Raw genomic sequence first — 23629 nt, 5'->3', positions numbered from 1 at the left:
GGATTGCCCGCCGCACGGACCGTCGCAGAACTGCTACGCCCGAGCGGCTCGCCGACCGAACCGGTCGGCCACCGGACACCTCGACAACGGAGCACCTCGCAGACCGAGCAATTCACCAACCGGACCGGTCGGTCCGGGCAGCAGGCTGTCACATCGGGTACCGCCCGGCCAGTCACCGGGCCGTACCCACGCCCTGCGAACCCGCGGCCCGGGGCCGGGCCGACGCTCAACGGCCGCTGCCGGGCAGCCAGTCCCGGTCCGGGTCGCACTCCAGCCAGCGCAGCCGCCGGGCCGTCCGGGCGAAGGCATCGAGGAGGGGGCGGAACGCGGGCGGCTCCTCCGCGCCCGCCCACAGCAGCGACCAGGCGTAGAGCGGGGTCGGCCCGACCAGCGGGACGAAGCGCAGGCCGGGGTGGTCACCGGTGACGGCGTCGGCCGGGAAGAGCGAGAAGGCCCGGGGGTCGTCCCGGATGCCGGCCAGGAAGGGCTCCAGGCCCAGGTTGGGGCCGCCGATGCGCCGGGAGACCCCGAAACGGTCGGCGAAGGCGGTGAGGAAGTCCAGTCGGCCCGGCTCCCCCGGATGATGCAGCAGGCCGTCCCGCAGATCGGCCGGCCGCAGCTGCGCGGCGTCCGCCAGGGGATGGTCGGCGCTGAGGACGGCGTCGACCGGCTCCAGCCGGACCGTCCGGTGGGCGAGGCCGTCCGGCGCGGCGGCGGCGGGCACGCGTCCGAGGCCGAGGTCGGTCTCGCCGCGCCGCAGGGCCTGGACGACCGCCGGGAAGTCCCGGGCGGCGCCCGGTTCCACGGCGGGCAGCCCGGCCCCGTCCAGCACCAGGGCCAGGCTGCGCATCGGCGCGTAGAGGTGGCCCCAGACGTCGATCCGCAGGCTGCTGCGGCCACCCGCAACGGCTGCGACCGCCTGCTCCCCCGCCGCCAGGGCCCGGCGGGCCGGGCCGAGGAACCGCTCGCCGGCCTCGGTCAGCCGCACCCCGCGCCCTCCGTTGCGGTCCAGCAGCCGGGCACCGAGCAGCTCCTCGAGCCGGGCGATCCGCTTGGAGAGGGCCTGCTGGCTGATGCCGAGCCGGTCGGCGGCACGGCCGAAGTGCAGGAAGTCGGCCGCCGCGACGAAAGCACGCACCTGGGCAAGATCCGGATCCACCCCGCTGACCTTAGGTGACAACCCCCGGTTGTCGATCCTTCGGGCCGGTTGTTGGACCGTCAGACCTGGCGCACGGTCTGCTGGGGGTACTGCCCGCCGACCCTCAGGACCAGCTTTGTCCACCTTCCTCGAACTGCCCGGCATCCTCCGCGACTTCACCCGCGTCAACCGTTCCCGGGCCGTCGCCGCCGGCCTGGACGCCTTCGCCTACGACCGCGTCACCGCCGGGCTGGGCTGGCTCACCGACTGGCCCGCGGCCTTCCACGCCGCGGGACGGGACCGCCTGGAGGCGGCGGGGGCGGCCGACGCCCGCGGCCACCGCGTCTCCGCGGGCGAGTCCTACCGCTCCGCCGCCCGCTGGTTCCACTGCGCGAGCTGGCTGCCGCACCCGGACCGGACCCTCGCGGCCCGCGCCGCCGCAGACGCCGACGCGGCGATGGCCGATGCGCTGGCCCGGCTGGACCCGGGTGCGGTGCGGATCGAGGGCGAGACCTTCACCGGCTGGCTGCGCCGCCCGGTCGGCACCGGCGGGCCCGCCCCTGCCACGGTCCTGGTGATCCCCGGCATGGACTCCGGCAAGGAGGAGTTCCACGGCGTCGTGGAGGCGCTGCTGGCCCGCGGTCTGGCCGCACTCGCGCTGGACGGCCCCGGGCAGGGCGTCCGGGCGGCCACGAGTGCGCCGCGCTCCGACTACCGGGCGGTGGTGGGCGAGGCCCTGGACGCGCTCGCCGCCCTGGGCGGGCTCGATGCCGCCCGGACGGCACTGCTCGGGCTCAGCCTGGGCGGCTACTACGCCGCGGTCGCGGCCGCCCACGAGCCGAGGGTGCGGGCCGCCGCCACGGTCAGCGGCCCGTACCGGCTGGTGTGGGACGAGCTGCCGCCGTTCGTCACCGACACCCTCACCCAGCGGGCGGGCAGCCGTGAGGCCGCCCGGGAGTTCGCCGACCGCGTCGACCTGGCGGCCGCCGCCGGGCTGATCAGCTGCCCGCTGCGGGTCGTCGACGGCGGCCTGGACACCATCCCCGGCGTGGTGAACGGCGAGCCGCTGGCCCGCAGCGCCCCGCGGGGCGAGTACCTGCTCGTCCCGCACGGTGACCACCTGCTGGGCAACGCCCGCCCGGACTGGCTCCCCGGCACCGCCGACTGGCTCGCCGACCGGCTCCGCGACTGACCGGCGGACGCGGGCAATCCGCGCGGCCGCACGCTCCGAATACCGTCCGGCGGGGCGTACGGTCGGACGAGCGGCCGGGCGCTGCCGTCGTACCGCCCGACCAGCACCGCACAGCACCACCCCAGGAGACCGACCGCCGTGCCGACCGCCCGCCGACCGTTCCCGCTGTTCGACGTCCGGGAGATCTACGCCGAACCGCAGGCCGCGGCCTCCCCGCGCGGCCGGCAGGTGCTGGAGCGCTTTCCGCAGGCCAGGGTGGTCGAGGTGCCCTCGCACTGGCAGATCCCGCACCTGCACGGCAACGCCGGGAACGTCGAGCGGTGGGCGCGGATCAAGAGCGAGGTCCTGGTGCTGGGCGTGAAGAAGTCCCTCGCCGCCCGGCCCAACGGCCGCTCGGCGGACTGGATCGCCCCCAGCTCCGCCAACGGCTGCGCGCTCGCCTGCGCGTACTGCTACGTGCCCCGGCGCAAGGGCTACGCCAATCCGATCACCGTCTTCACCAACATCGACCGGATCATCGGCTACCTCTCCGGGCACGTCCGCCGCCAGGGCCGAAAGCCGGGGCCCAACCAGTGCGACCCGGCCGCCTGGGTGTACGACATCGGCGAGAACAACGACTGCTCGGTGGACGCCCTGGTCTGCGACAACACCGCCGACCTCGTCCGGGCCTTCCGGCACTGGCCGACCGCCAAGGCGTCCTTCGCCACCAAGTGGGTCAACCGCGACCTGCTGGACCTGGACCCGCGCGGCCGAACCCGCATCCGGTTCTCACTGATGCCGCCCGCAGACGCCCGGCTGCTGGACGTCCGCACCACGCCGGTGCCGGACCGGATCACCGCCGCCGGCGACTTCCTGGAGGCCGGGTACGAGGTGCACTTCAACCTCTCCCCCGTCGTCCTGCGCGAGGGCTGGCAGCGCGACTGGGCCGAGCTGCTGCACCGGATGGACGACATGCTGCCCGCCTCCGTGAAAGCCCGGGCCGCCGCGGAGATCATCATGCTGACGCACAACCAGGGCCTGCACGAGGTCAACCTGGGCTGGCACCCGAAGGCGGAGCAGCTGCTCTGGCGGCCCGCCCTGCAGGAGCCCAAGCGGTCCGAGAACGGCAGTATGAACGTCCGCTACCGGGCCGGCCGCAAGGCCGCGGCGCTGGCCGAGCTCCGCACCCTGATCGACCGTCACGCGCCCTGGCTCACGGTGCGGTACGCCTTCTGACCCACCCGCGGGAGACCCGATGACCGAACAGACCGCCCGGCCGCAGCTCTGCCTGGTCACCGGGGCCACCGGCTACATCGGCGGGCGGCTGGTGCCCGAACTCCTCGCGGCGGGCCGCGCCGTGCGCTGCCTGGTCCGCAACCCGGGCCGGCTGCGCGACCACCCCTGGCGGGCCCGGGTGGAGACCGCCACCGGCGACGTCACCCGGCCGGAGACCCTGCCCGCCGCCTTCGAGGGCGTCGACACCGCCTACTACCTCGTCCACTCGCTCGGCACCGGGCCCGGCTTCGAGCGCACCGACCGCGAGGCGGCCCGGGCCTTCGGCGCGGCCGCCGCCCGCGCAGGGGTGCGGCGGATCGTCTACCTGGGCGGACTGGTGCCGGCCGGCGTACCGACCGCCGAGCTGTCCCCGCACCTGCGCTCCCGGGCCGAGGTCGGCCGGCTGCTGCGGAACAGCGGCGTCCCGACCGCCGAACTGCGCGCCGCAGTGATCATCGGGTCCGGCTCCGCCTCCTTCGAGATGCTGCGCTACCTCACCGAGCGGCTGCCCGTCATGGTGACCCCCAGCTGGGTCGGCACCCGCATCCAGCCGATCGCCGTCCGGGACGTGCTCCGCTACCTGGTCGCCGCCGCCGACCTGCCGCCCGAGGTCAACCGGGCCTTCGACATCGGCGGGCCCGACGTCCTGACGTACCGCCGGATGATGCTCCGCTACGCGGCCGTCGCCGGGCTCCCCCGCCGGATCGTCGTACCGGTGCCCGTGCTCACCCCCCGCCTCTCGAGCCTCTGGGTCGGCCTGGTCACGCCCGTGCCCAACTCCATCGCCCGGCCGCTGGTGGAGTCGCTGCGGCACGAGGTCGTCTGCGCCGAGCACGACATCGCCCGGTACGTGCCCGACCCGCCCGCCCAGTCCGTCCCCGGCCTGCCCCGGCCGGTGCACGGCCCGATCGGCTTCGAGGACGCGGTACGGCTCGCGCTGCGCCGCATCCGGGACGCCGAGGTCGTCACCCGCTGGTCCTCGGCCTCACTGCCCGGGGCGCCGAGCGACCCGCTGCCCACCGACCCCGACTGGGCGGGCGGCAGCCTCTACCAGGACGTCCGGGAGCGGCGGGTCGGCGCGGCGCCGGAGGCCGTCTGGCGGGTCGTGGAGGGCATCGGCGGGGAGAACGGCTGGTACTCCTTCCCGCTGGCGTGGGCGCTGCGCGGCTGGGCGGACCGGGCGGTCGGCGGGGTCGGGCTGCGGCGCGGCCGGCGCGACCCGGCGCGGCTGCGGGTCGGCGACTCGCTGGACTTCTGGCGGGTCGAGGAGATCGAGCCGGGGCGGCTGCTGCGGCTGCGGGCAGAGATGCGGCTGCCCGGGCCGGCGTGGCTGGAGCTGTCGGTCGCCCCGGACGGCGAGGGCGGGGCCGTGTACCGGCAGCGGGCACTGTTCCACCCGCACGGGCTGGCCGGTCACGCGTACTGGTGGTCGGTGGCGCCGTTCCACGCGGTGGTCTTCGGCGGCATGGCCCGCAACATCACCGAACGCGCCCTGGCCGTGAGCTCATAGGGACGCTGGGAGCCGCGCAATCCGGGACCGGGCATCATGACGGTCATGGGCCGACCCGAGGTCTGTACGGTGGCCCCCATCCGAATTGCACAGTTCCTCCCCCGGCCTTCGGCCGGGAGGTGCCCCCAGCGCCCCTGTGGGGTCACCCGACGGCGGCAGACAGGCCTCGCGTGCCCCTCAGCGTTTCTTGCGGTCGAGCCATTGGCCGTAGACGGCGGCGAGTTCGGCGAGGACGGGGGTGCCGCCGGGGAGGGCGGTGGTGAGGGCGGTGAGGGCGTTGGCGGCCTGTGCCGGGGTGGCGGTGGCCAGCCACTTGGGCCAGAAGCCGGTGGCGGGGAGGACGGCGCCGGGTCCTGCCGAGGCGGCCATCCGGGCGGCCTCGCCGCCGAGGGCGGTGTCCCACTCCGTCAGGACGCGGGCCAGGCCGTCCCGCTGGCCGGCGGTGAACCGGCGCAGGCCGATCACCCGCAGGCTCTGCCGGACGAGCGCGGGCCGCATGTCGCCGACCGCGCCGGTGACGGCGAGCAGCAGGCGCGGGTCCTGGGAGATCAGTTCGACCGTCCGCCCGTCGATCAGCCGGACCAGCCGCCGGGCGGCGGCCCGGATTCCGGCCTCCGCGTCGGTGCCGTCGTCGCCGGTCGCGCCGTTCCCGCGGTTGCGGGCCAGTTCCCAGCGGGCGAGTTCGACCCGGACCTCCATCAGCCGGTCGCCGAGGTCCCCGGCGAGCTGCACGGCCTCGGCGAGGACGGGGCCGGCCTCCTCGGCGCGGCCGTCCTCGAAGGCCCAGCGGGCGCCGGCGAAGCCTGCCTCCAGTTGGAGGGCGGACTCGTGCTGCTCGGCGGCGTGACGGCGGGCCGCGTCGGCGAGGGCCCGGGCGGCGGGGACGTCGCCGAGGGCGGCGCGCACCCTGGCCTCGAGCAGCAGCAGGCGGGGGCCGTGCTCGGCGCCGGCGGGGCGTCCGGCGATCACCTCGGCGGCGCCGTGCGGGTCGTCGAGTTCGAGCAGCCGGGTGACCTGGACCTCGGCGTGGCGTTCCCATTCCTCGGCGGGGACGTCGCGCAGGGTGGCGGAGAACAGGGTCCGTCCGGAGCGGGAGGCCAGGTAGGCCTGGGCGGCGGGCGGCAGTTCGTCGATGGAGCCGGTGATCAGGGCCTCGACGCCGGGCTGCCAGCGGCGGTCGAGTTCGGCGGCGGGCTCGCCGAGGCTGAGCCGGTGGTAGAGCTCCTCGGCGCGGGAGGTGAGGTCCTCCTGCTGCACGTAGTGCAGGACGGCGGCCTCGTGGATCTCGGCGACCTGGTCGGGTGCCTCGGCCCGCAGCAGGGGCAGCAGCTGGCGGCGGACGTCGCCGCGGTGCTCGAGGGCGCCGTCGGCGGCGCGGGTGAGCAGGGCGACCTCGCGGGCGAACAGGTCGAAGAGCTCGGTGGCGCGCTGGTCGTCGCGGACGGGGACGCCGCTCGGTGCGGCGAGGACGTAGCGGAGCACGTCCGGGGTGAGCCGGCGCAGGACGAGGGCGGGGCGGGCGAGCCGGCAGACGTCCGGGTCCTCGATGTGGTCGAGGACCCGGCGGTAGAGGTAACCGTGGAGTTCCTCGCCGGTGATGCGTTCGAGGGTGCGGTCGGCGCCGGTGCCGGTGAGGTCGGCGAGGCCGTCGGCGCGGACGAGGTCGGCGGCGAGGCGGAGGCTGAGCGGGTTGCCGCCGACGAGGTCGATGACTCTGTCGAGGCCTGCCGGGTCGGCGGCGGGGCCGAGCAGGGAGTGCAGGTAGGCGCGGGCGGCGTCGCGGTCGAAGTCGGGCAGCCGCCGGGTGCGGGCGGGGAGGTCGACGGGGGCGCGGCCGGAGAGGACGATCCGGACGGCGGGGTTGGCGTCGGCGAGGCGGTCGAACATCCGCCAGAGTTCGGCGAGCACTTCGGGGCCCTGGTACTGGGCGGTCTCGAAGGTGTCGACGGCGATCAGGACGGGCCCTTCGGGCAGGACGAGGGTGAGCAGCCGGGCGAACTCCTGGTAGAGCTCCTCGCGTTCGGAGGGTGCGGTGAGGAGCCGGGCGGAGGCGGTGATGTGGTCGGGGGTGCCGCGGGCGGCGGCCGCGGAGTCGGCGTGGGCGGCGACGAGGGTGTGCAGGTCGGGGGTGGCGGCCCGGGAGATCCACTTGCCGGTGAAGAACTCGGCGAGGGGGCGGAGCCCCGGGTGCTGGATGCGCAGTTGGCGGACGGCGTCGAGGAGGAGGGTGAGCGGCTCCTGGGGGAGCATGCCGGGCCGGTCGAGGTCGATGAAGGCGAACGGGAGCCGGGGGGTGGCGCCGCGGTGTTCGCCGTCGAGGATGAACCGGGCGAGGACGGTGGACTTGCCGATGCCGCCGGGTCCCCAGAGCAGCATGGGCCGGGGGTCGGTTCCCGCGGTGTGGTCGGCGAGTTCGGCGAGGACGTCGGCGCGGCCGCCGAAGTGGCTGCTGACCAGGCGGCGCAGCGGTTCGAGGAGTTGGCGGCGTTCGAGGTGGTCGGTGACCTCGTCGCTGCCGGGCAGGCCGGGGACGAGTCCGCCGAGCCAGTCGGTGACGCGGGCGGTGGCGAGGAGTTCGTCGAGGTCCTGTTCGGCGGCCGGCGGGGCGGTGCCGGTGAGGTAGCGGGTGAGGGCCTGCTGGACGGGGCCCTGGGGGCGGTCGGGGTTGGCGTCGAGGGCGCGGCGGTAGGCGTCGGGACCGGCCATGGCGGCGAGGGTGGTGCGGCGGAGCGGTTCGGGCAGGCGCCATTCCTGGGTGCCTTCTGCGCCGTAGACGGGTTCGCTGGCGGCGAGGAGGGACTGGAGGGCGGTGTTGTCGGGTGCGTGGTCGACGGGCCGGAGGGTGGCGGGGTCGTAGCAGGCGAGGACGGCGGCGGCCTGCCGGTAGGCGTGTTCGGCGGGGGTGGCGGGCCGGGCCGCTTCGGTGGTGCTGCGGGCGAGGCGGCCGAGGCGTTCCTCGACCGCGCCGGCGGTGATGCGTTCGCGGTCCTTGCTCATCGCAGTACCTGCCTGTCGAAGACCGCGTTGGCGGTGTCGCGGACGGTGTCGGGCAGGCGCCGGATCGCGGCGGCGCGGTCCGCGGGGAGCATGTCGAGCATGCGGTCGACGATGTTCTCGACGACGGGCGGGGCGATGTCGACGTCGAGACCGGCGGCGAGGCGGGTGAAGAAGTCGCACAGGACGCGCCGGTCGATGGTGCCGACGGGTTCGGTGAGGACGGAGTCGAGGGCGTCGAGTTCGGGGTGGCCGTAGCCGAGGAGGATGACGCGCAGGCCGGGGAGGCGTTCGCGGATGGCGGCGCCGGCGAGGTGGTCGACGAGGGCGGCGGTGTCGGCCTGCAGCGGGACGTGGTCGAGGCTGTCGACGACGAGCAGGTACTTGGAGTGGACGCTCTGGTCGTAGAGCTGGCCGACGAGCCAGTCGCGCAGGCGGCGGGCCTGGGCTGCACCCTGGGCGTACTGGTCGACGGCGGGTTCGGGCAGTTTGAGCTGGGAGGCGATGGAGCTCATCAGGTCGTGCGGGGTGCAGACCTGGTCGGCCCATTCGCTGAGGTCGACGAGGACGGGTTTGAAGCTCTGCAGGTGCTGGGCGACGTGGGTGACGAGGTACCAGGTGTAGGACTTGCCGCAGCTGCGGGGGCCGGTGACGAGGAGGACGCGGCTGCGGCTGTCGGAGACCAGGTCCTTGAGGTGGGTGCGCAGCAGGGTGCGGTCGAGGAAGAGCCGTTGGCCGAGGAGGTCGGTGAGGTAGGGGTCGTCCTGGCCGCCGGCCCCGGGGGGCGGGGCCGCTGCGGTGAGGAGGCGGTCGGCGAGGGTGGCGACGGTGGGGAAGCGGCCTTCGCGCAGGGCGCCGAGGAACTGGTCGAGCCAGCCGGCGCGTTCGGCTTCCTCGACGACCTTCTGGACCATGCTGCGCAGGTCGGTGTCGGTGCTGATGGCGGCCAGTTTGCGGTCGATGTAGGAGAGTTCCTGCCGGAGGTCCTGCTCCTCGTAGTCGGTGACGACGGCTTCCACGAGGTGCCGCCGGTCCACGCCGGAGAGTCTCACCGCAACCGCCTCCTAGCCTGCCACGGGGAAGACGCGGTCGGCGTGTCCGCGGCGCTCCAGCAGGGCGCGGACGGCCGGTAGCGGGATCGCCTCGTTGTGGGTGGGGCGGTGGGCGGGGCTGTAGTCGGGGTCGCCGCTGTGGTGGAGGGCGACGGGGCTGAGGTCGCGGTCGAAGCAGGGGGAGCCGGAGGAGCCGGGTTCGGTGTCGGCGCCGTGCCGCAGCCGGGTGGCGTTGGCGTTGAGGCCGAGGACGGGTCCGATGGCGAGTTTGAGCGGTCCTGCGGCGGGGTGCTGGAGCAGGAAGAGGTAGGCGTGCTCGTCGTCGGCGGGGGCGGCGGGGCCGGTGATCCAGCCGCGTTCGGGGGCGTCGGGGGCGGCGCGGTCGGCGGCGACGGGTTCGCGGCCGGCTTCGGTGGCGAGGCGGAAGAGGGCGTAGTCGAGTTCGTCGTCGGCGGGGAGGCGGTCGCCGGGGTCGGTGCTGGTGTCGACGGGGCTGGGCGGGCTGGCGTCGACGAGCCAGTCGCCGTCGGCGAGCGGGACGGGGGTGCCGGGGTTGAGGACGGTGCCGTCGGCGGACTTCTTGTGGTCGAAGCGGACGAGGACGTCGGCGGGTTTGCTGCGGCCGTCGATGACGGGCGCGAGGACGTGGTGGTTGGTGAGGCACAGGTCGGGGGCGACGAGGAGGGCGGTGCCGTAGGAGGTGCCGTCGGCGCCGCCGACCTCGACGCGTCCGACGCGGCCCTCGAGGGCGCCGAGGCGCTGCCGCCAGCCGGTGGGGTCGAGGTAGCCGGGGCGGTCGGCGAGGACCCGCTCCAGGGTGGCGCGCTGTTCGGGTTGGACGGGGGTGAGCCGCCACTGTTCGGCGAAGGCGGCGAGGCGGGGGTTGGTGGGGTTGGCCTCGCGGGCGCCGGCGACGAGGGCGGGGGCCCAGCCTTCGCGGTCGGCGGTGTCGAGGACCTCGAAGGCGACGGTGCGCAGGTTGGGGCCGAGGGAGATCTCCTCGCGGCGGCGGTCGAGGTGGAAGCGGAGCATCTGGTCGAACGCGTTGAGGGTGAAGGCGTCGAGGAGGGCCGCGACGGCTTCCTTCATCTGCGTGCCTGGCAAGGTCATCTGGGGTGCCCCCGGTGGTGTTCCGACCGGTCCGCGGCGGGCTGCCGGCGGGCCCGGCCGCTGCGGGCGGTGGCCGCCGGGGTGCGGCGGACGCGACCCGGGCGGTCCGTCAGGCGGCGATGTGGGTGAGGACGGGGTCGCGGACGGCCGGGCAGGCGAGGTACTCGGCGGCGCCGTGGTGGTTGGCGCTGTCGTTGACCACGAAAACGTCCTCGGTGAGGACGGCGGGTTCGTACTCGGGGCGGACGGTGCTGTCGAGGGCGACCAGGTCGCGGGCGTCGCAGGCGTTGCGCCAGGCGGCGACGCCGGGCGGCACGGTGAGGGGTGCGGCGAGCCGGTCCTGGATCTCGGTGATGCCGAGCGGGGAGCCGATGGTCACGAACAGCGGCACTTCGCCCTCGTAGGTGCGCAGGACCTCGTAGGCGATCACCGAGCCGAGGCTGTGGCCGATGACGACGAGCGGGCCGTCGGCCTCGTCGAGGGCGCTCGCGACGATCTTCTGGATCTGTTCGCGCAGGCCGCCGAAGAAGTAGGCGTGCACGTCCTTGAAGGTGTGTCTGACGAGGGTCTGGAAGGCGAGGGTGCGGCCGAAGCGGGGCAGCGGCAGCGCTTCCAGGCCGTTGGCGCCACCGGGTGCGCCCTCCCCGGCGGACAGCGCCTCGGCGGCGTACACCATGTCCCGCAGCCAGGGGTCGAGCGGCCCGGCACCGCTGCTCTCGAACGGCCCGGCGGCCTCGGCGCGCACCGCGGCGAGGAACTCCTCGGGCGGGGCGGGCTCCGTGGCCCGGACGGACTCCAGGGGTGTTCCCGACGCGGGCAGTTCGGTGACGCCGTCGTCGGGTACGGCTGCGGGCAGGGGCTCGGGGTGGCGCAGCGGCGCCCAGTACGCCATGCGCGATTCCTCGCCCATCGGGCGGCCGAACAGGGCCGCGTCCCATTGCTGTTTCAACTGCTGCTCGGGCGGCTTGTTCCCGATTCCGTGCACATACACGATCGCGGGTCCCATGGCGTTCCTCCGGCGACGGGCTCTCCTACCAGTGTCGGCCCGTGGACGGCCGTCTGCCGTTCGTCCGGCGGTTGGTGACGATCCGTGACGGGAGCCGGGCGGGTCGCCGTGAGGAATGTGCGAGGCGGGCAGGGCTGTTGGGACAGCGGAGCGTGACGGCGTACCGGGTGCCGGCTGATGCCGTCGGTGCGGGCGGGCCCAGGGGGTTGCCGAGGGTGACGGGCGGTGGGCGGCGTACCGGGGAGCGCAGCGGCGGACGGGCCGTGCCGGGCGACCGGCCCGGTCGCGGACGGTGCACGGCCGCCGCCGCGGTGCGGGAAAATCGGTGTGCGGAGCGCCGCGGCGCGACTAGGTTCGGACGGCGGAACGTGATCGCGCGGAGAACGGTACGGAGGACGGCATGACCGGGACGGGTATTCCGGGCGCGGGGCTGACGCTGTCCGCCCTGCTGGCGGGCCACCGGCCGCGGACGGCCGAGGAGGCCGCCGACCTCGCCCGCCTCGCACCGCTGACCGCGGCCGACGACCCGTACGCGCGGGAGCTGCCGCTGCACGTGACCGCCTCGGCACTGATCGTGCACCCGGCCGAACGCCGGGTGCTGCTGCGGTGGCACGCGCGGATGCAGGACTGGCTGCAGGTCGGCGGGCACGGTGATCCGGGCGAGGAGTTCCCGGCCGCGGTGGCGCTGCGCGAGGCCCGGGAGGAGACCGGGCTGCCGGACCTGGCGTTCTGGCCGGCGGAGGAGCTGCTGCACGTCGTCGTGCTCCCGGTACCGGCGTCCGCGCACGAGCCGGCGCACGAGCACGCGGACCTGCGGTTCGTCCTGGCCACCGGCACGCCGGACGCGGCCCGGCCGGAGCACCGGGACGCCCGGCTGCGCTGGCTCCCGCTCGACGAGGCGGCCCGGGCGGCCCGCGGCGAGGCGCTGCGAGAGTCCCTGGCCCGGGTTGCCGAACTGCTGGACGGCGGGCCGCCGGCGCGCCGGCCGGACTGACGGACCGCCACGGAACCGGTGCCCACGGAACGGATGCGAGGAATGGAATTGCACAGCGACCAGGTGCTGGTCTTCGACGCCGACGACACGCTGTGGGAGAACAACGTGCTCTTCGAGCGCGTGATCGACGGCTTCCTCGACTGGGTGGCGCACCCGGAGGGCCGGACGGCCGCGCGGGCGGTGCTCGACGCCGTCGAGTCGGCGAACGCGGCGACGCTCGGCTACGGCGCCGAGGTGTTCCGCCACAACCTGGCCGAGTCCCTGGAGCGGCTGCACGGGCGGGCCGCGACCGCGGCCGACCACGACCGGATCGAGGAGCTGCTCGTCCCGCTCACCGCCCGGACCGTGGAGCTCATCCCGGGCGTCGCCGACACCCTCGCCGTCCTCGCCGGGCGGCACCGGCTGCTGATGCTCACCAAGGGCGACCCGGCGGAGCAGCAGCGGAAGATCGACGCGTCCGCGATCGCGCACCACTTCGGCGGCATCCACATCGTCGCGGAGAAGGACGTCGACACCTACCGGCGGCTCGTCGCCGAGCTGTCGCTCACCCCGGAGCGCACCTGGATGATCGGCAACTCCCCCAAGTCCGACATCGTCCCAGCCCGCCGGGCGGGCCTCAACGCGGTGTTCATCCCGCACGAGCACACCTGGGTGCTGGAGCACGAGGAGTTCGGCGCCCACACGGCGACCCTGGAGCTGAGGGCCTTCACCGAACTCCTCGGCCACTTCTGACCCGGCCGCGCCGGGGGCCGCACGTGCCGCGTCCCGTTCCCTGCGCCCGAGCGGCCCCCGGGTTGGGTCCGCATACGCACCACGTGAGCAGCGCGGCAGGTTTGAGCGGTGCGGGAACCGGCCAGGGGCCAGACATGGACGTTCACACCCTCCCCGGCTCCCGGCGTCCGCCGCTCGCCGAGTGGCTGGACGCGCCGTCCGGCTGGACCGACCTCGACCCCGTCTCCGAGCGCCTGCACGGCCTGCTGCAGCAGGTACCGGGGCCCGTCCGGGACGCCCTGCACGGCGTCTGGCTGGGCCACCCGCTGCACCCCGCCGTCGTCCAGGTGCCGGTGGGCTGCTGGCTGTCGGCCACCCTGCTGGACGCCGCCTGCGCCTCCCCCGACGCCGCCCGGCGGCTCACCGCGATCGGCCTGGCCGGCGTCGCACCGGCCGCCTGGACGGGCTGGGCCGACTGGTCGACCCTCCCCCGCGAGCAGCGCCGCACCGGCCTGCTGCACGCCGTCGGCGTGGTCACCGCCGCCGCCCTGCAGGGCGCCTCCCTGGGCGCCCGCTGCCGGGCCGCCCGCACCGGCGCCACCCCCACCACCGGCCGCCGCCTGGGCCTCGCCGGCCTCACCGTCCTCGCCGCAGCCGCCACCCTCGGCGCCCACATCGCCCACCGCACCGAACCCCCGGCCCCCGCCCCGGACGACACCTCCGACCTCTCCTGACCGCGGCAGCTCCGGCGCTGCCCGGCGCACTCCTCGAACCCGGCCGGAACCGGTGCCTGCCGACGGTAGCCTGGCGAACGCGGCCCGTGCCCGAGGCGGCAGCCGGAGCGGCGGGCGCCCGAGGCCGGCCCGCCGGACAGGAGGGCAGTAGGTGAGCACAGTACACGCCGGCCCCGGCGACTACAGCCGGGTGCCCAATCCGGAACAGGCGCTGAAGTACGCGATCCAGCACATCGCCGGTGAGCGGGTCGAGATCGTCGAGGGAGTCATCACCCCCGTGTCACCGTCCTGGGCGCATGAGAGTGCCGTCGACCTGATCCGCGAGCAGATCGGACCCCGGATGCGTGCGCTCGGCCTGCGCGCGGGCTCGGGAAACCTCGATCTCCCCGGCACGGAGAACTTCTACGTGCCCGCCCTGGCCGTGGTGCCGGCCGAACTGGCCAAGACGGAGGGCGCGCTGCTGCCCGACCGGACCGTGCTGGTGGTCGAGGTCACCTCGCCGTCGAACGGCGACACCGACCGCACGGCGAAGCGCCGCCGCTACTCGCAGTACGGCGCCCCGGTCTACCTGCTCGTCGACCGCCAGGAGCGGACCTGCACGCTCTTCTCCCAGCCCGGGCAGCTCGGCTACAGCCGCGTCGAGGGGCCGCACCCCTTCGGCGTCCCGGTGCACCTGCCCCCGCCGTTCGACCTGGACCTCGACACGGCGGAGTTCTGAGCCGCCCGCGGCACGGCCGTCGGCCGGTGGTGGCGGGGCGCCTGACAGGTGGACCCGGCGGGGGTTGAATGGTGGACGGGGCCGATCGGGCCGGAGGCACCATGGACGCGGCGGCCGCAATCACGGATGCCAGGCGCCTGCACGGCGGGCGTGCCTGGCGGGACGCCTGCGAGGCGTATGCCGCTGCGGACGGTGGCGGCGGGCCGGCCGGGCTGGGGCCGGACGACCTGGAGGACTGGGCGGAGTCCGCGCAGCTGCTCGGCCGCGGCGAGGAGGCCGCCGGGGTGCTGCAGCGGGCGTACCGGGCGCGGGAGGAGGCGGCGGACGTCCGGGGTGCGCTGCGCTGCGCGTTCTGGCTGGCCGAGGTGCTGAGCATGCGCGGCGAGTTCGCGCACGCGGGCGGTTGGCTGGCCCGGGCCGCGCGGCTGGCCGAGGCCGGGCCGCCGTGCGCCGAATGCGGTTACCTGCTGGTGCGGGAGGCGGAGCGGCAGCTGGAACAGGGCTGCCACGAGGAGGCGTTCGCGACGGCGGGGCGCGCCCTGGCGCTGGCGCAGCACTACGGGGACCGGGATCTCGCCGTGCTGGCCGCGCAGTACCAGGGCGCGGCACGGATCGGCCAGGAGCGAGTCGACGAGGGCCTGGCACTGCTCGACGAGGCCATGGTGTCGGTGACGGCGGGCGAGACGACCCCGCGGATCACCGGCTGGGTGTACTGCCTGGTGATCGCGCTCTGCCGGGAGCTGCAGGAGCTGCGCCGGGCCCGCGAGTGGACGCTGGCGCTGGACCGCTGGACGGATTCGCTGCCGCAGTTCGAGGGCGGCTACTCCGGCATCTGCCTGGTGCACCGCTCCGAGCTGCTGCGGCTGGTCGGCGACTGGCCGAACGCGGCCGTCCAGGCGCGGAGCGCCTGCGAGCGGCTGACCCGGGGCTTCGGGGAGTTCCTCGCCGGCGGGGCGTTCTACCAGCTGGGCGAGATCCACCGGCTGCGCGGTGCCTGGGACGAGGCCGAGGAGGCGTACCGGGAGGGCGGGCGGTACGGCAGCGACGCGCAGCCGGGGCTGGCCCTGCTGCGGCTGGCACAGCAGCGGACGGACGCCGCGGCGGGCGGCATCCGGCGGGCGCTCGCGGAGACGGCGGACCGGCTCGCCCGGGCGCGACTGCTGCCCGCCTTCGTGGAGATCACCCTCGCGGCGGGCGACACCGCGGCGGCCCGCGAGGGCGCGGCCGAGCTCGCCGCGATCGCGGAGACCTACCGGCGGACGGCCCTGGACGCCCAGTCCGCGCTGGCCCGGGCGGCGCTGCTGCTCGCCGAGGACGCGGCCGCCGAGGCGCTGCCCGAGGCCCGCCGGGCCTGGCGGCTGTGGCGGGACCTGGACGTGCCGTACGAGGTGGCCCGGTGCCGGGTGCTGGTGGCGCTGGCCTGCCGGGCGCTCGGCGACGAGGACACCACCACGGTCGAGCTGGAGGCGGCCGCGGCCGCGTTCACCCGGCTCGGCGCCGAACCGGACCGCGCCCGGACGGAGGCGCTGCGCACCCGCGGCACCGACGCGGCGGGCCGGCAGGCGGCGGCAGGGGCCGGGCTGACCCCACGCGAGCTGGAGGTCCTGCGGCTGGTCTCCGAAGGCCTCACCAACCACGCCATCGCGCGGGAGCTGCACCTCAGCGAGAAGACGGTCGCCCGCCATATCAGCAACATCCTCGCCAAGCTCGGCGCCCCCTCCCGCACGGCCGCCGCCGCCTTCGCCTTCGAGCACGGCCTGACGGGCGCCCCGCGCTGAGCATCGTCACCGTCGGGGGCGGGCTCCCGGGGCGCGCAGCCGTCCGCCCCGTCTGCATACAAATGCCCATGCCCCGGCAGCGGGAACGCATGGTTCTCCCGACGCGCGGCGGGGCGCCGGCCCGTAGCGTCGGAGATACGGCGAACGGCGACGGGAGGCGGCGATGACGGTGGCGACAGAGCACCGGACGCGCGCCCGCGGTGCGGGGCCCGCCGGGGAGGCCGACGCGGCGGCGGTGCTGGGCACTGCGCTGGAGGCGCGGGGCGAGCACGCCGCGGCGGAGGCCGCGCTCCGCCGGGCGGTGCGGATCTACGAAGCCGAGTGGGGGCCGGACGATCCGCGGCTGGCGGGGCCGCTGCGGGCACTCGGGGCCGCGTGCGCGGCGCGCGGCCGGCTGGCGGAGGCGGAGCACCTGCTGCGGCGGGTGCTGGCGCTGCTCGCGGCGGACGGACCGGAGCAACCGGATCGGCAGTGGGACCAGGGGGCCGAGGAGGAGTGATGGACGCGGAACGGCACGAGACAGTGATCATCGGCGCGGGCCAGGCGGGGCTCTCCGTCGGGCACCATCTCGCGAAGCGCGGACGGGAGTTCGTGATCCTGGACGGCAGCGACCGGATCGGCGACAACTGGCGTTCGCACTGGGACTCGCTGCGGCTGTACAGCCCGGCCCGGTACGACGGGCTGCCGGGCATGCGGTTCCCCGCGCCCGGCTGGTCGTTCCCCGGCAAGGACCAGGTCGCGGACTACCTGGAGGCCTACGCGCAGCGGTTCACGCTGCCGGTGCGCACCGGGACGAAGGTCCGCAGGCTCTCCGGCGAGAACGGCGGCTACGCGGTGGACACCGACCACGGGCGGCTGCTCGCCGAGAACGTGGTGGTGGCCACCGGCACGTTCGGACGCGGCGCCCACATCCCGGCGTTCGCGGCACAGCTCGATCCGCGGATCCTGCAGCTGCACTCCAGCGAGTACCGCAACGAGGCGCAGCTGCACGACGGCCCGGTGCTGGTGGTCGGCGCGTCGCACTCGGGCGCGGACGTGGCGTACGAGGTCGCGCTGCGGCACCGGACGGTGCTCTGCGGGCGGGAGACCGGGCAGATCCCCGTGCGGCTGGAGGCCCGCTCGACGCGGCTGGTGATCCCGCTGCTGTGGCAGCTGGCCAACCACGTGCTGACCACCGGGAATCCGCTGGGCCGGAAGATGCGGCCGGAGGTGCGGGTGCACGGCGGGCCGCTGCTGCGGGTGCGGGCCGAGGATCTGGAGCGGGCCGGGGTGGAGCGGGTGCCGGACCGGATGACCGGGGTGCGGGACGGCATGCCGGTGCTCGGTGACGGCCGGGTGCTGGAGGTGGCCAATGTGGTGTGGTGCACCGGGTTCCGGCAGGACTTCGGCTGGATCGATCTGCCGGTGATCGGTGAGGACGGCTGGCCGGCGGAGCACCGCGGGGTCGCGGACGGCTTCCCGGGTCTGTACTTCTCCGGGCTGTCCTTCCAGCGGGCGTTCAGTTCGATGCTGGTCGGCGGTGCGGGGCGGGATGCGGAGATCGTGGCCAAGCACATCGCGGCCCGCGAACGCCGTCTGCACCGGGCGGAGCGGGAGCACCGCGTGCCGGCCGCCGTCTGAGCCGGGCTCCGTCCGAGCCGGGCTCCGTCCGAGCCGGGCTCCGTCTGATCCGTACGCCGTCGGAGGGACACGGGAATCCGACTTGACCGAGGAGATACTAAGCGCGCATAGTAGTTTCATGACGAAGCTCGCAGAGGCACGGATCACCTCCACCGCACACCCGTCCGCCTTCTTCGCCCGCTGGGCGGACACGGCCACCTGGCCGGAGTGGAACACCGACACCGAATGGGTGCGGCTCGACGGCCCGTTCGAGGCCGGCACCACCGGCGTCCTCAAGCCCAAGGGCGGGCCGAAGGTGCCGTTCACCGTCGAAACACTCGTCCCGGAAAGGGAGTTCACCGACGTGTCGAGGCTGCTCGGCGCCCGGCTGACCTTCCGTCACCTGGTCGGGCGGACGGCCGAAGGCACTACCGCGGTCGACGTCGACGTCACCCTTACCGGCCCGCTCGCCCCGCTGTGGAACGCGATCCTCGGCAAGGGCATCCGGGAGAGCCTCCAGGCGGACCTCGACCGACTCGCCGCCACCGCCGAGGCCGACAGCGCGGTGACCACCCGATGAGGGCCTGGCTCGGCGTCGTCTGCCGCGACCACGTCGCCCGCGGCACCGAACTGGGCATCGCCCAGCTCAACCACGGCCGCCGGGACTCGATCGCCCGCCTGGGCCCCGGCGACTGGCTGGTCTACTACTCGCCCCGCACGAGCCTGGCCGGCGGGCGCCCGCTGCGCGCCTTCACCGCCATCGGCCGGGTCGCCGACGACGAGATCTGGCAGGCCGACGAGGGCGGTTTCAAGCCCTGGCGGCGCCGCGTCGACTACCTGCCGGCCGCCGACGCCCCGCTCGCGCGGTTCGACGGCGCACTCGACCTCACCTCGGCCCCGAACTGGGGCTACCGACTGCGCCGCGGCCTGGTCGAACTGACCGACCACGACCTCGGCCTGGTCAGGGCCGCTATGGTCACCGCATGACCGACGACCCGCCGCGCCTGGCCAGCGACTTCACCGACCCCGACGAGAGCCCCGGACTGTTGCTCTGGCAGGTCACCAACCGCTGGCAGGCCGCCCAGCGGGCCGCCCTCAAGCCGCACGGGCTGACGCACGTCCAGTTCGTGCTGCTCGCCTCGCTGAGCTGGCTCCAGGCCGACGGCCCGGTCACCCAGAAGCACCTCGCCGACCACGCCGCGACCGACCCGATGATGACCTCCCAGGTGCTGCGCGCCCTGGAGTCCCGCGGCCTCGTCCACCGGCTTCCGCACCCGACCGACCGCCGCGCCCGCGCCCTCGCCGCCACCGAGGAGGGCCGGGCCCTGGCCGACCGCGCGGTGGCCTCCGTGGAGGCCTGCGACCGCGACTTCTTCGCCGTCCTCGGCGACGGCGCCGGCGCCTTCACCGCCGCCCTGCGCTCACTGCGCAACGGGCCGGGCCCGGCCGGGGGCTGAGCTCCGTCCACCGGGCCGGGCCGCGGTCAGGAGCAGTCCGAGCGGTAGGCCCACGGGCGGTCCGGGCAGTGACGGCAGTCGAACAGGTAGATGCCGCCCATGTCACCGAGCATCAGGCCGTGCGGACGCTGGATCAGGGTGCGCTCCTCGTACGGCAGGTCGAAGACGTCGCCGTCGGCGGGGGCCTCCTCGGCGGGGAGCCAGGTCCGCCAGCTCTCGCCGTCGAACTCGACGCTGTTGACGGTGAGCAGGTGCTCCATCCGCCGGCGCAGGACCGGCAGTCGGGCCACCACGGCTCCTGGGTCCAGGTCGGGTAGCCGCCGGCTTTGATGCCCTCGGACACCGACAGGTGGCTCCAGTACGACCAGCCGGTCCCCTCCTCCACCTCGTCGAACCGCTCCTCCAGCGCGTCGCCGGTCTCCTCCGGCAGGTCCCAGGAGGGGTAGTCGACGACCCGTTCGGGGTGGAGCACGCAGGGGCGGGGCAGGTAGTCGTCCTTGGCGCCGCTCGGGCGGGGCGGGGTGCGCTCCGCGTCGCAGGCCGAACTGTCCCGCCAGTACACCTCCGGCCTGGGCACGTGGCCCTGCTCGTGGTCGAAGGGGCACCACACCACCTGCAGCAGGTCCGTGCCCGGCGGGAACGGCAGCTCCGGTACGTCCGCCGCGAAGAGCTGCAGCACCGGCACCAGCGGCAGCTCGGCGTCCCGCGGCGGTGCGTAGGCGGTGGCCGGGTGGTGGTCCTCGCAGTACGGCCAGGGCTCCTCCGCCGGCCACAGCAGCGGCCCGCCCATCGAACTGTCGCGCACCCCGGGGTCGCCCGGCCGCGGATGCAGCCGCACGGCGTCCCTGCGGTAGGGGACGACCTCGGGGAAGAGCGCCTCCACGTCGACGGGGCGGGGCGGGGTGGTGCGGGCCATGGCAGTTGCTCCGGGGATCAGGACCCTGCCGCGGCACGCACCGCGGCAGAGTCGCAGACTAACCCCGGCCCCGTTCCCGTCAGCTGTCGGCCCGGACGATCGTCCACGGGCGCATCAGGTCGTCGTCCTCGTGTTCGAGAAGGTGGCAGTGGTGGACGTACGCCGCCGGGAGCTCGGTGCCGCTGCCCGGAATCGACGCGATCGTCTCCGCCGGCGGGGTGAAGTCCTCGATCAGGATGCGGGTCACCGTCTCCGGATAGCACTTGACCGTGTCCTTGCTCGACCCCGCCTCGTCCGGGTCCGGCGGGATCGGCGGGCCCGTGAACCAGTGGGCGAGCACCGGCCTGTCCGCCGGCCTGCGGCCGCCGTCGAGCCACTTCTCGTACGCGGCCTGGTAGCCGGCCACGTCGATCGGCTGCCTGTTCAGCACCTGGAAGTTGATGAGGTGGACGTGCATCGGGTGGGCGTCGTGGTTGGGATTGACGTACTCCCAGATCTCGGCCGCGCCCTCCTTGATGAAGTCCTGGGACGGCTCCATGAACGGCACCGCGTTGAGCGTCATGGTGCCGAAGAGCTGGTGCTGGTACAGGACCCATTCCCGCCGGCGGGTGCCCGGTGCCGGCTTGGGGGTTGCGACCGCGGGCAGCCTGAGCTCCTCGGGCCGGTCCCGAACTCCCCGGCAGGGGGCGGCAGGTGGCGGGCGGCAGGGTGCGGGACGGCTCCGCCCGGCGGGGCCGTACCATCAGGCGCATGATCACAGTGGCCACCTGGAACGTGCTGCACCGCGTGCACGCGGAGAACTGGGGCGGGGACATCCCGGAGCTCTGGCCGGACGAGGCGGAGCGGATCGCCGCCGTGACGGCGCGCGTCGCCGGGACGGCCGGGCGGATCATCGCCCTCCAGGAGGTCAGCGGCGATCAACTCGCCGACCTGCGGCGGGCCTTGCCCGACCGCAGCATCCACGCCATGAAGTACCCGCGCATCCCCTCACCGCGCCGGGTCGCGTCCCGGCTCGGCGACCGCAGCGAGCACCTGGTGCTGATCCTGGACGCCCCGGGCGAGGAGGTCGCCGCCGAGGCGTACGGGGACGACCCCGGCAAGGGCCTGCTCGCCGTCCGGACGGCCGGCCTGCTCGTCGCCGCCACGCACGTGAGCACCGGTGCCCGGCGTCCGGGCCAACTCGCGCGCCTGGCCGAGGTGGTGACCGGCGCCCCGGACCGGACCGTGGTACTGCTCGGCGACTTCAACGCCGACCGCGGCACCGTGGTGGCCGAACTCGGCCCCGGGTTCGCCGCCGCGGCCCTGCCCGCCGGCGGCCCGCCGACCCGGCCCCGGACCACGGGCGAGAAGTCGCAGTGGATCGACCACGTCATCGTCCGCGGCGCCACCGCCGACGGCGCGGTGGTCGAGGACGCCGCCGGGCTCTCCGACCACAACCCGGTCCGCGCACGCGTCACGCCCGCGCCCTGACCGGACCGGCCCCACGGCCGGAGCCCCGCTGCCAGGATGTGGGAGGACGGCACCGGCGCCGGACAGGAGGACGCACATGACGCCGCAGGACCGGGTGGCCGGCTTCTACGACAGCCTCGCCGCCGACTACCACCTGATCTACGCCGACTGGGACGCCGGCATCGCCCGGCAGGGCGCCGCCCTGGACGCACTGCTCCGCGAACGGCTCGGCTCCGCGCCGGCGGACGTGCTGGACTGCTCCTGCGGCATCGGTACCCAGGCGATCGGCCTGGCCCTGCACGGGCACCGGGTGGTCGGGTCCGACCTCAGCGCGGTGGCCGCCGCCCGGGCCGTCCGCGAGGCCGCGGCCCGCGGCGCCGCACTGCCCGCAGCAGCCGCCGACATGCGCCGGCTCCCGTTCGCCGAGGGCCGGTTCGACGCCGTGGTCTGCGCGGACAACTCCCTCCCCCACCTGCTCACCGCCGAGGACGTCGGCGCCGCACTGGCCTCCATGCGACGGGTGCTGCGCAGCGGCGGGCTGCTGGTGGTCAGCACCCGCCCGTACGACGAGCTGCGGCGCTCCCGGCCGACCACCACCCCGCCGCAGGTCGTGGAGACGCCCGAGGGCCGGGCCACCACCCACCAGCGGTGGCACTGGCACGAGGACGGCGAACGCTACGACCTCGACCTCGTCCGGGAGCTGGCCGGGCCGGACGGCGTCCGCACCGCGGTGCGGCGCGCCACCTACTGGGCGCTGACCCGGCAGCAGCTGACCGCCATGGCCGAGGCCGCCGGTTTCACCGGCATCGCGTGGGCGGAGCCCGAGGCGAGCGGGTTCTTCCAGCCCGTGCTGACCGCCGTCGCACCCTGAGCGGCGCACCGGGGGCGGTCGGGGCCTGCCGCACTGCCCGGGACGGGGTTTCCCGCGGCTGTGATCGGCCAGACGCTGCACAGGGCGCGCCCGCGTCCTGACCCGCGGGCCGCCCGCCGGCGGCCGTCCCGCGCGGCGGGGTGGCCGGGCGGCGGGGTGGCCGTACGGGTCGCGCTGCGGAGGATGGGAAGCATGGCGCAGGACGACCGGCCGACGGACGGCCGGGACGAGAGCCCCGAGGAACGGGCCGACCGGCTGTGGGCGGAGCTGCTGCAGGAGGTGCGGGTCGCACAGACCGGCGCCCAGATCCTGTTCGGCTTCCTGCTGACGGTGGTCTTCACCGAACGGTTCACCACCCTGCACGGCTTCGACCGGGCCCTGTACGTCGCGGTGGTGACCCTCGGCGCAGTGGCCACCGGCACGCTGATGGCTCCGGTGTCCTACCACCGGATGCTGGCGGGACGGCACGTGAAACCGCGGATGGTCGCCGCCGCCGGGCGGCTGGTCACTCTCGGGCTGGCGCTGCTCGCCCTCAACGTCGGCGCGGCCCTCCTGCTGCTGCTCAAGGTCGCCGGCCTGACATGGGGCGCCTGGGCGATCTCGGCAGCGGTGCTGGCCTGGTTCGCGGTGTGCTGGGTCGTGCTGCCCGCCTCCCTGCTGCGGCGGCACGGAAAACGACAGTGAGGCATGGGGCCGACGAATAGGGGCGTCGGGAACTGCGCAATTCGGATGCGGCTGTCACAACGCCGTGGGCCGAGCCATCGTTCGCACGGTGGCCCACATCCGAATTGCGCAGTTCCCCGCGCCCCTACGGGTTTGCCCCGTCAGGTGTCGCGGCCGTCCTGGTGGTGGCGGTCGTACCTGTCGTGCCGGTGCGGCCAGTGGCGGTGGTGGTGCCGCGGCGGGCGCGGCTGCCGTTCGTGGCCCTCGCGGATGGTCTCCGGCGGCGGTCCCGGGTTCACCGGGACGGTGCCGGTGGCCGCGCCGCCGGGCGGGTCGGCGGGCCTCAGCTCGGGCGGGCCGGGGTTGACGGTCATGGCGGCCTCCTTACCCCTCCACTGTGCGCCTGCCCGGGCCCCGCGGCGAGAAAACCGATGACGGGCCCGTGTCGGCGCGGCCGGACGGGGCAGGCGCGGGGCAAGGGGC

24 protein-coding genes are annotated in these 23629 nt (G+C 75.1%); 16 read left to right on the top strand and 8 right to left on the bottom strand.

Annotated features, from left to right (window positions below; translation table 11 throughout):
* Window positions 1-226: 226 nt before the first annotated feature.
* Window positions 227-1138, bottom strand: coding sequence for a LysR family transcriptional regulator (locus ACQ614_RS31890; RefSeq protein ID WP_431682444.1), 912 nt, complete (start codon window positions 1136-1138; stop codon window positions 227-229).
* Between the two features lie 136 nt (window positions 1139-1274).
* On the opposite strand from ACQ614_RS31890, the gene ACQ614_RS31885 reads away from it, so the two are divergent.
* The 3 genes from ACQ614_RS31885 (at window position 1275) to ACQ614_RS31875 (ending at window position 5094) form a co-directional block, all read left to right on the top strand.
* On the top strand, window positions 1275-2330 hold the full coding sequence (locus tag ACQ614_RS31885) for an alpha/beta hydrolase family protein (protein ID WP_431682443.1): 1056 nt from the start codon (window positions 1275-1277) through the stop codon (window positions 2328-2330).
* A 138-nt stretch (window positions 2331-2468) separates the two neighbouring features.
* Window positions 2469-3545 carry a spore photoproduct lyase family protein gene (locus ACQ614_RS31880; RefSeq protein WP_431682441.1) on the top strand — a complete coding sequence of 359 codons (1077 nt, stop codon included), beginning with the start codon at window positions 2469-2471 and terminating at the stop codon, window positions 3543-3545.
* A gap of 19 nt (window positions 3546-3564) precedes the next feature.
* Window positions 3565-5094 carry an SDR family oxidoreductase gene (locus ACQ614_RS31875; RefSeq protein ID WP_431682439.1) on the top strand — a complete coding sequence of 510 codons (1530 nt, stop codon included), beginning with the start codon at window positions 3565-3567 and terminating at the stop codon, window positions 5092-5094.
* Between the two features lie 177 nt (window positions 5095-5271).
* Here ACQ614_RS31875 and ACQ614_RS31870 read toward each other — a convergent pair whose 3' ends face one another.
* The 4 genes from ACQ614_RS31870 to ACQ614_RS31855 form a co-directional block, all read right to left on the bottom strand.
* The gene (locus ACQ614_RS31870) at window positions 5272-8091 is read right to left on the bottom strand and encodes a hypothetical protein (protein ID WP_431682438.1); all 2820 of its coding nucleotides are present in this window, start codon (window positions 8089-8091) and stop codon (window positions 5272-5274) included.
* Window positions 8088-9140, bottom strand: coding sequence for an effector-associated domain EAD1-containing protein (locus ACQ614_RS31865; protein WP_431682437.1), 1053 nt, complete (start codon window positions 9138-9140; stop codon window positions 8088-8090). The genes ACQ614_RS31870 and ACQ614_RS31865 overlap by 4 nt, the downstream gene beginning before the upstream one ends.
* 12 nt (window positions 9141-9152) lie before the next feature.
* A complete protein-coding gene (locus ACQ614_RS31860; RefSeq protein WP_431682436.1) occupies window positions 9153-10250 on the bottom strand; it encodes an effector-associated domain EAD1-containing protein in 1098 nt (365 codons plus the stop codon).
* A 109-nt stretch (window positions 10251-10359) separates the two neighbouring features.
* Entirely contained in the window at window positions 10360-11256 is an 897-nt protein-coding gene (locus tag ACQ614_RS31855) for a hypothetical protein (protein WP_431682435.1), read from the bottom strand.
* Window positions 11257-11656: 400 nt separating this feature from the next.
* Here ACQ614_RS31855 and ACQ614_RS31850 point away from each other — a divergent pair, with 400 nt between their 5' ends.
* From ACQ614_RS31850 to ACQ614_RS31805, 10 genes are all read left to right on the top strand, one after another.
* Window positions 11657-12250 carry an NUDIX hydrolase gene (locus ACQ614_RS31850; RefSeq protein ID WP_431682434.1) on the top strand — a complete coding sequence of 198 codons (594 nt, stop codon included), beginning with the start codon at window positions 11657-11659 and terminating at the stop codon, window positions 12248-12250.
* 42 nt (window positions 12251-12292) lie between these two features.
* Window positions 12293-12982 (top strand): HAD family hydrolase, encoded by a 690-nt coding sequence (locus tag ACQ614_RS31845; protein WP_431682433.1) that lies wholly within the window; start codon window positions 12293-12295, stop codon window positions 12980-12982.
* A gap of 134 nt (window positions 12983-13116) precedes the next feature.
* On the top strand, window positions 13117-13695 hold the full coding sequence (locus tag ACQ614_RS31840; RefSeq protein WP_431682432.1) for a DUF2231 domain-containing protein: 579 nt from the start codon (window positions 13117-13119) through the stop codon (window positions 13693-13695).
* 151 nt (window positions 13696-13846) lie between these two features.
* Window positions 13847-14413 carry a Uma2 family endonuclease gene (locus ACQ614_RS31835; protein WP_431682431.1) on the top strand — a complete coding sequence of 189 codons (567 nt, stop codon included), beginning with the start codon at window positions 13847-13849 and terminating at the stop codon, window positions 14411-14413.
* 101 nt (window positions 14414-14514) lie between these two features.
* On the top strand, window positions 14515-16191 hold the full coding sequence (locus ACQ614_RS31830; RefSeq protein ID WP_431682429.1) for a LuxR C-terminal-related transcriptional regulator: 1677 nt from the start codon (window positions 14515-14517) through the stop codon (window positions 16189-16191).
* A 163-nt stretch (window positions 16192-16354) separates the two neighbouring features.
* Window positions 16355-16690 (top strand): tetratricopeptide repeat protein, encoded by a 336-nt coding sequence (locus tag ACQ614_RS31825; RefSeq protein ID WP_431682428.1) that lies wholly within the window; start codon window positions 16355-16357, stop codon window positions 16688-16690.
* Complete coding sequence (locus ACQ614_RS31820) at window positions 16690-17811, top strand: flavin-containing monooxygenase (RefSeq protein WP_431682426.1); 1122 nt, start codon at window positions 16690-16692, stop codon at window positions 17809-17811. The genes ACQ614_RS31825 and ACQ614_RS31820 overlap by 1 nt, the downstream gene beginning before the upstream one ends.
* Window positions 17812-17929: 118 nt before the next feature.
* Complete coding sequence (locus ACQ614_RS31815) at window positions 17930-18370, top strand: SRPBCC family protein (protein ID WP_431682425.1); 441 nt, start codon at window positions 17930-17932, stop codon at window positions 18368-18370.
* Window positions 18367-18777, top strand: coding sequence for an EVE domain-containing protein (locus ACQ614_RS31810; protein ID WP_431682424.1), 411 nt, complete (start codon window positions 18367-18369; stop codon window positions 18775-18777). Before ACQ614_RS31815 ends, ACQ614_RS31810 begins: the two co-directional genes overlap by 4 nt.
* Entirely contained in the window at window positions 18774-19247 is a 474-nt protein-coding gene (locus ACQ614_RS31805; RefSeq protein WP_431682422.1) for a MarR family winged helix-turn-helix transcriptional regulator, read from the top strand. Before ACQ614_RS31810 ends, ACQ614_RS31805 begins: the two co-directional genes overlap by 4 nt.
* Window positions 19248-19380: 133 nt before the next feature.
* Here ACQ614_RS31805 and ACQ614_RS31800 read toward each other — a convergent pair whose 3' ends face one another.
* Complete coding sequence (locus ACQ614_RS31800) at window positions 19381-20163, bottom strand: DUF1963 domain-containing protein (protein ID WP_431682421.1); 783 nt, start codon at window positions 20161-20163, stop codon at window positions 19381-19383.
* A gap of 79 nt (window positions 20164-20242) precedes the next feature.
* On the bottom strand, window positions 20243-20725 hold the full coding sequence (locus ACQ614_RS31795) for a multicopper oxidase domain-containing protein (RefSeq protein ID WP_431682419.1): 483 nt from the start codon (window positions 20723-20725) through the stop codon (window positions 20243-20245).
* Window positions 20726-20913: 188 nt separating this feature from the next.
* Between ACQ614_RS31795 and ACQ614_RS31790 the strand changes: the two genes are divergently transcribed.
* From ACQ614_RS31790 to ACQ614_RS31780, 3 genes are all read left to right on the top strand, one after another.
* Entirely contained in the window at window positions 20914-21633 is a 720-nt protein-coding gene (locus ACQ614_RS31790; RefSeq protein WP_431682418.1) for an endonuclease/exonuclease/phosphatase family protein, read from the top strand.
* A 76-nt stretch (window positions 21634-21709) separates the two neighbouring features.
* A complete protein-coding gene (locus ACQ614_RS31785) occupies window positions 21710-22483 on the top strand; it encodes a class I SAM-dependent methyltransferase (RefSeq protein WP_431682417.1) in 774 nt (257 codons plus the stop codon).
* Between the two features lie 192 nt (window positions 22484-22675).
* Window positions 22676-23167, top strand: coding sequence for a DUF6328 family protein (locus tag ACQ614_RS31780; protein WP_431682416.1), 492 nt, complete (start codon window positions 22676-22678; stop codon window positions 23165-23167).
* A gap of 140 nt (window positions 23168-23307) precedes the next feature.
* Here the strand turns inward: ACQ614_RS31780 and ACQ614_RS31775 are convergent, their stop codons facing one another.
* Complete coding sequence (locus tag ACQ614_RS31775) at window positions 23308-23520, bottom strand: hypothetical protein (protein ID WP_363497647.1); 213 nt, start codon at window positions 23518-23520, stop codon at window positions 23308-23310.
* Between the last annotated feature and the right edge of the window lie 109 nt (window positions 23521-23629).

This window comes from Kitasatospora dryopteridis, from assembly GCF_050749075.1.
GTDB lineage: Bacteria > Actinomycetota > Actinomycetes > Streptomycetales > Streptomycetaceae > Kitasatospora.
The sequence above is the reverse complement of the archived record's forward strand: the minus strand, read 5'-3'. Positions and strand labels throughout refer to the sequence as shown.

Coding starts and splice junctions, on each gene's coding strand:
- ACQ614_RS31790 (WP_431682418.1), top strand. CDS start 20,914: ATGATCACAGTGGCCACCTGGAACGTGCTGCACCGCGTGCACGCGGAG.
- ACQ614_RS31855 (WP_431682435.1), bottom strand. CDS start 11,256: ATGGGACCCGCGATCGTGTATGTGCACGGAATCGGGAACAAGCCGCCC.
- ACQ614_RS31795 (WP_431682419.1), bottom strand. CDS start 20,725: ATGACGCTCAACGCGGTGCCGTTCATGGAGCCGTCCCAGGACTTCATC.
- ACQ614_RS31860 (WP_431682436.1), bottom strand. CDS start 10,250: ATGACCTTGCCAGGCACGCAGATGAAGGAAGCCGTCGCGGCCCTCCTC.
- ACQ614_RS31850 (WP_431682434.1), top strand. CDS start 11,657: ATGACCGGGACGGGTATTCCGGGCGCGGGGCTGACGCTGTCCGCCCTG.
- ACQ614_RS31825 (WP_431682428.1), top strand. CDS start 16,355: ATGACGGTGGCGACAGAGCACCGGACGCGCGCCCGCGGTGCGGGGCCC.
- ACQ614_RS31845 (WP_431682433.1), top strand. CDS start 12,293: ATGGAATTGCACAGCGACCAGGTGCTGGTCTTCGACGCCGACGACACG.
- ACQ614_RS31815 (WP_431682425.1), top strand. CDS start 17,930: ATGACGAAGCTCGCAGAGGCACGGATCACCTCCACCGCACACCCGTCC.
- ACQ614_RS31840 (WP_431682432.1), top strand. CDS start 13,117: ATGGACGTTCACACCCTCCCCGGCTCCCGGCGTCCGCCGCTCGCCGAG.
- ACQ614_RS31870 (WP_431682438.1), bottom strand. CDS start 8,091: ATGAGCAAGGACCGCGAACGCATCACCGCCGGCGCGGTCGAGGAACGC.
- ACQ614_RS31785 (WP_431682417.1), top strand. CDS start 21,710: ATGACGCCGCAGGACCGGGTGGCCGGCTTCTACGACAGCCTCGCCGCC.
- ACQ614_RS31800 (WP_431682421.1), bottom strand. CDS start 20,163: ATGGCCCGCACCACCCCGCCCCGCCCCGTCGACGTGGAGGCGCTCTTC.
- ACQ614_RS31780 (WP_431682416.1), top strand. CDS start 22,676: ATGGCGCAGGACGACCGGCCGACGGACGGCCGGGACGAGAGCCCCGAG.
- ACQ614_RS31810 (WP_431682424.1), top strand. CDS start 18,367: ATGAGGGCCTGGCTCGGCGTCGTCTGCCGCGACCACGTCGCCCGCGGC.
- ACQ614_RS31820 (WP_431682426.1), top strand. CDS start 16,690: ATGGACGCGGAACGGCACGAGACAGTGATCATCGGCGCGGGCCAGGCG.
- ACQ614_RS31830 (WP_431682429.1), top strand. CDS start 14,515: ATGGACGCGGCGGCCGCAATCACGGATGCCAGGCGCCTGCACGGCGGG.
- ACQ614_RS31805 (WP_431682422.1), top strand. CDS start 18,774: ATGACCGACGACCCGCCGCGCCTGGCCAGCGACTTCACCGACCCCGAC.
- ACQ614_RS31875 (WP_431682439.1), top strand. CDS start 3,565: ATGACCGAACAGACCGCCCGGCCGCAGCTCTGCCTGGTCACCGGGGCC.
- ACQ614_RS31775 (WP_363497647.1), bottom strand. CDS start 23,520: ATGACCGTCAACCCCGGCCCGCCCGAGCTGAGGCCCGCCGACCCGCCC.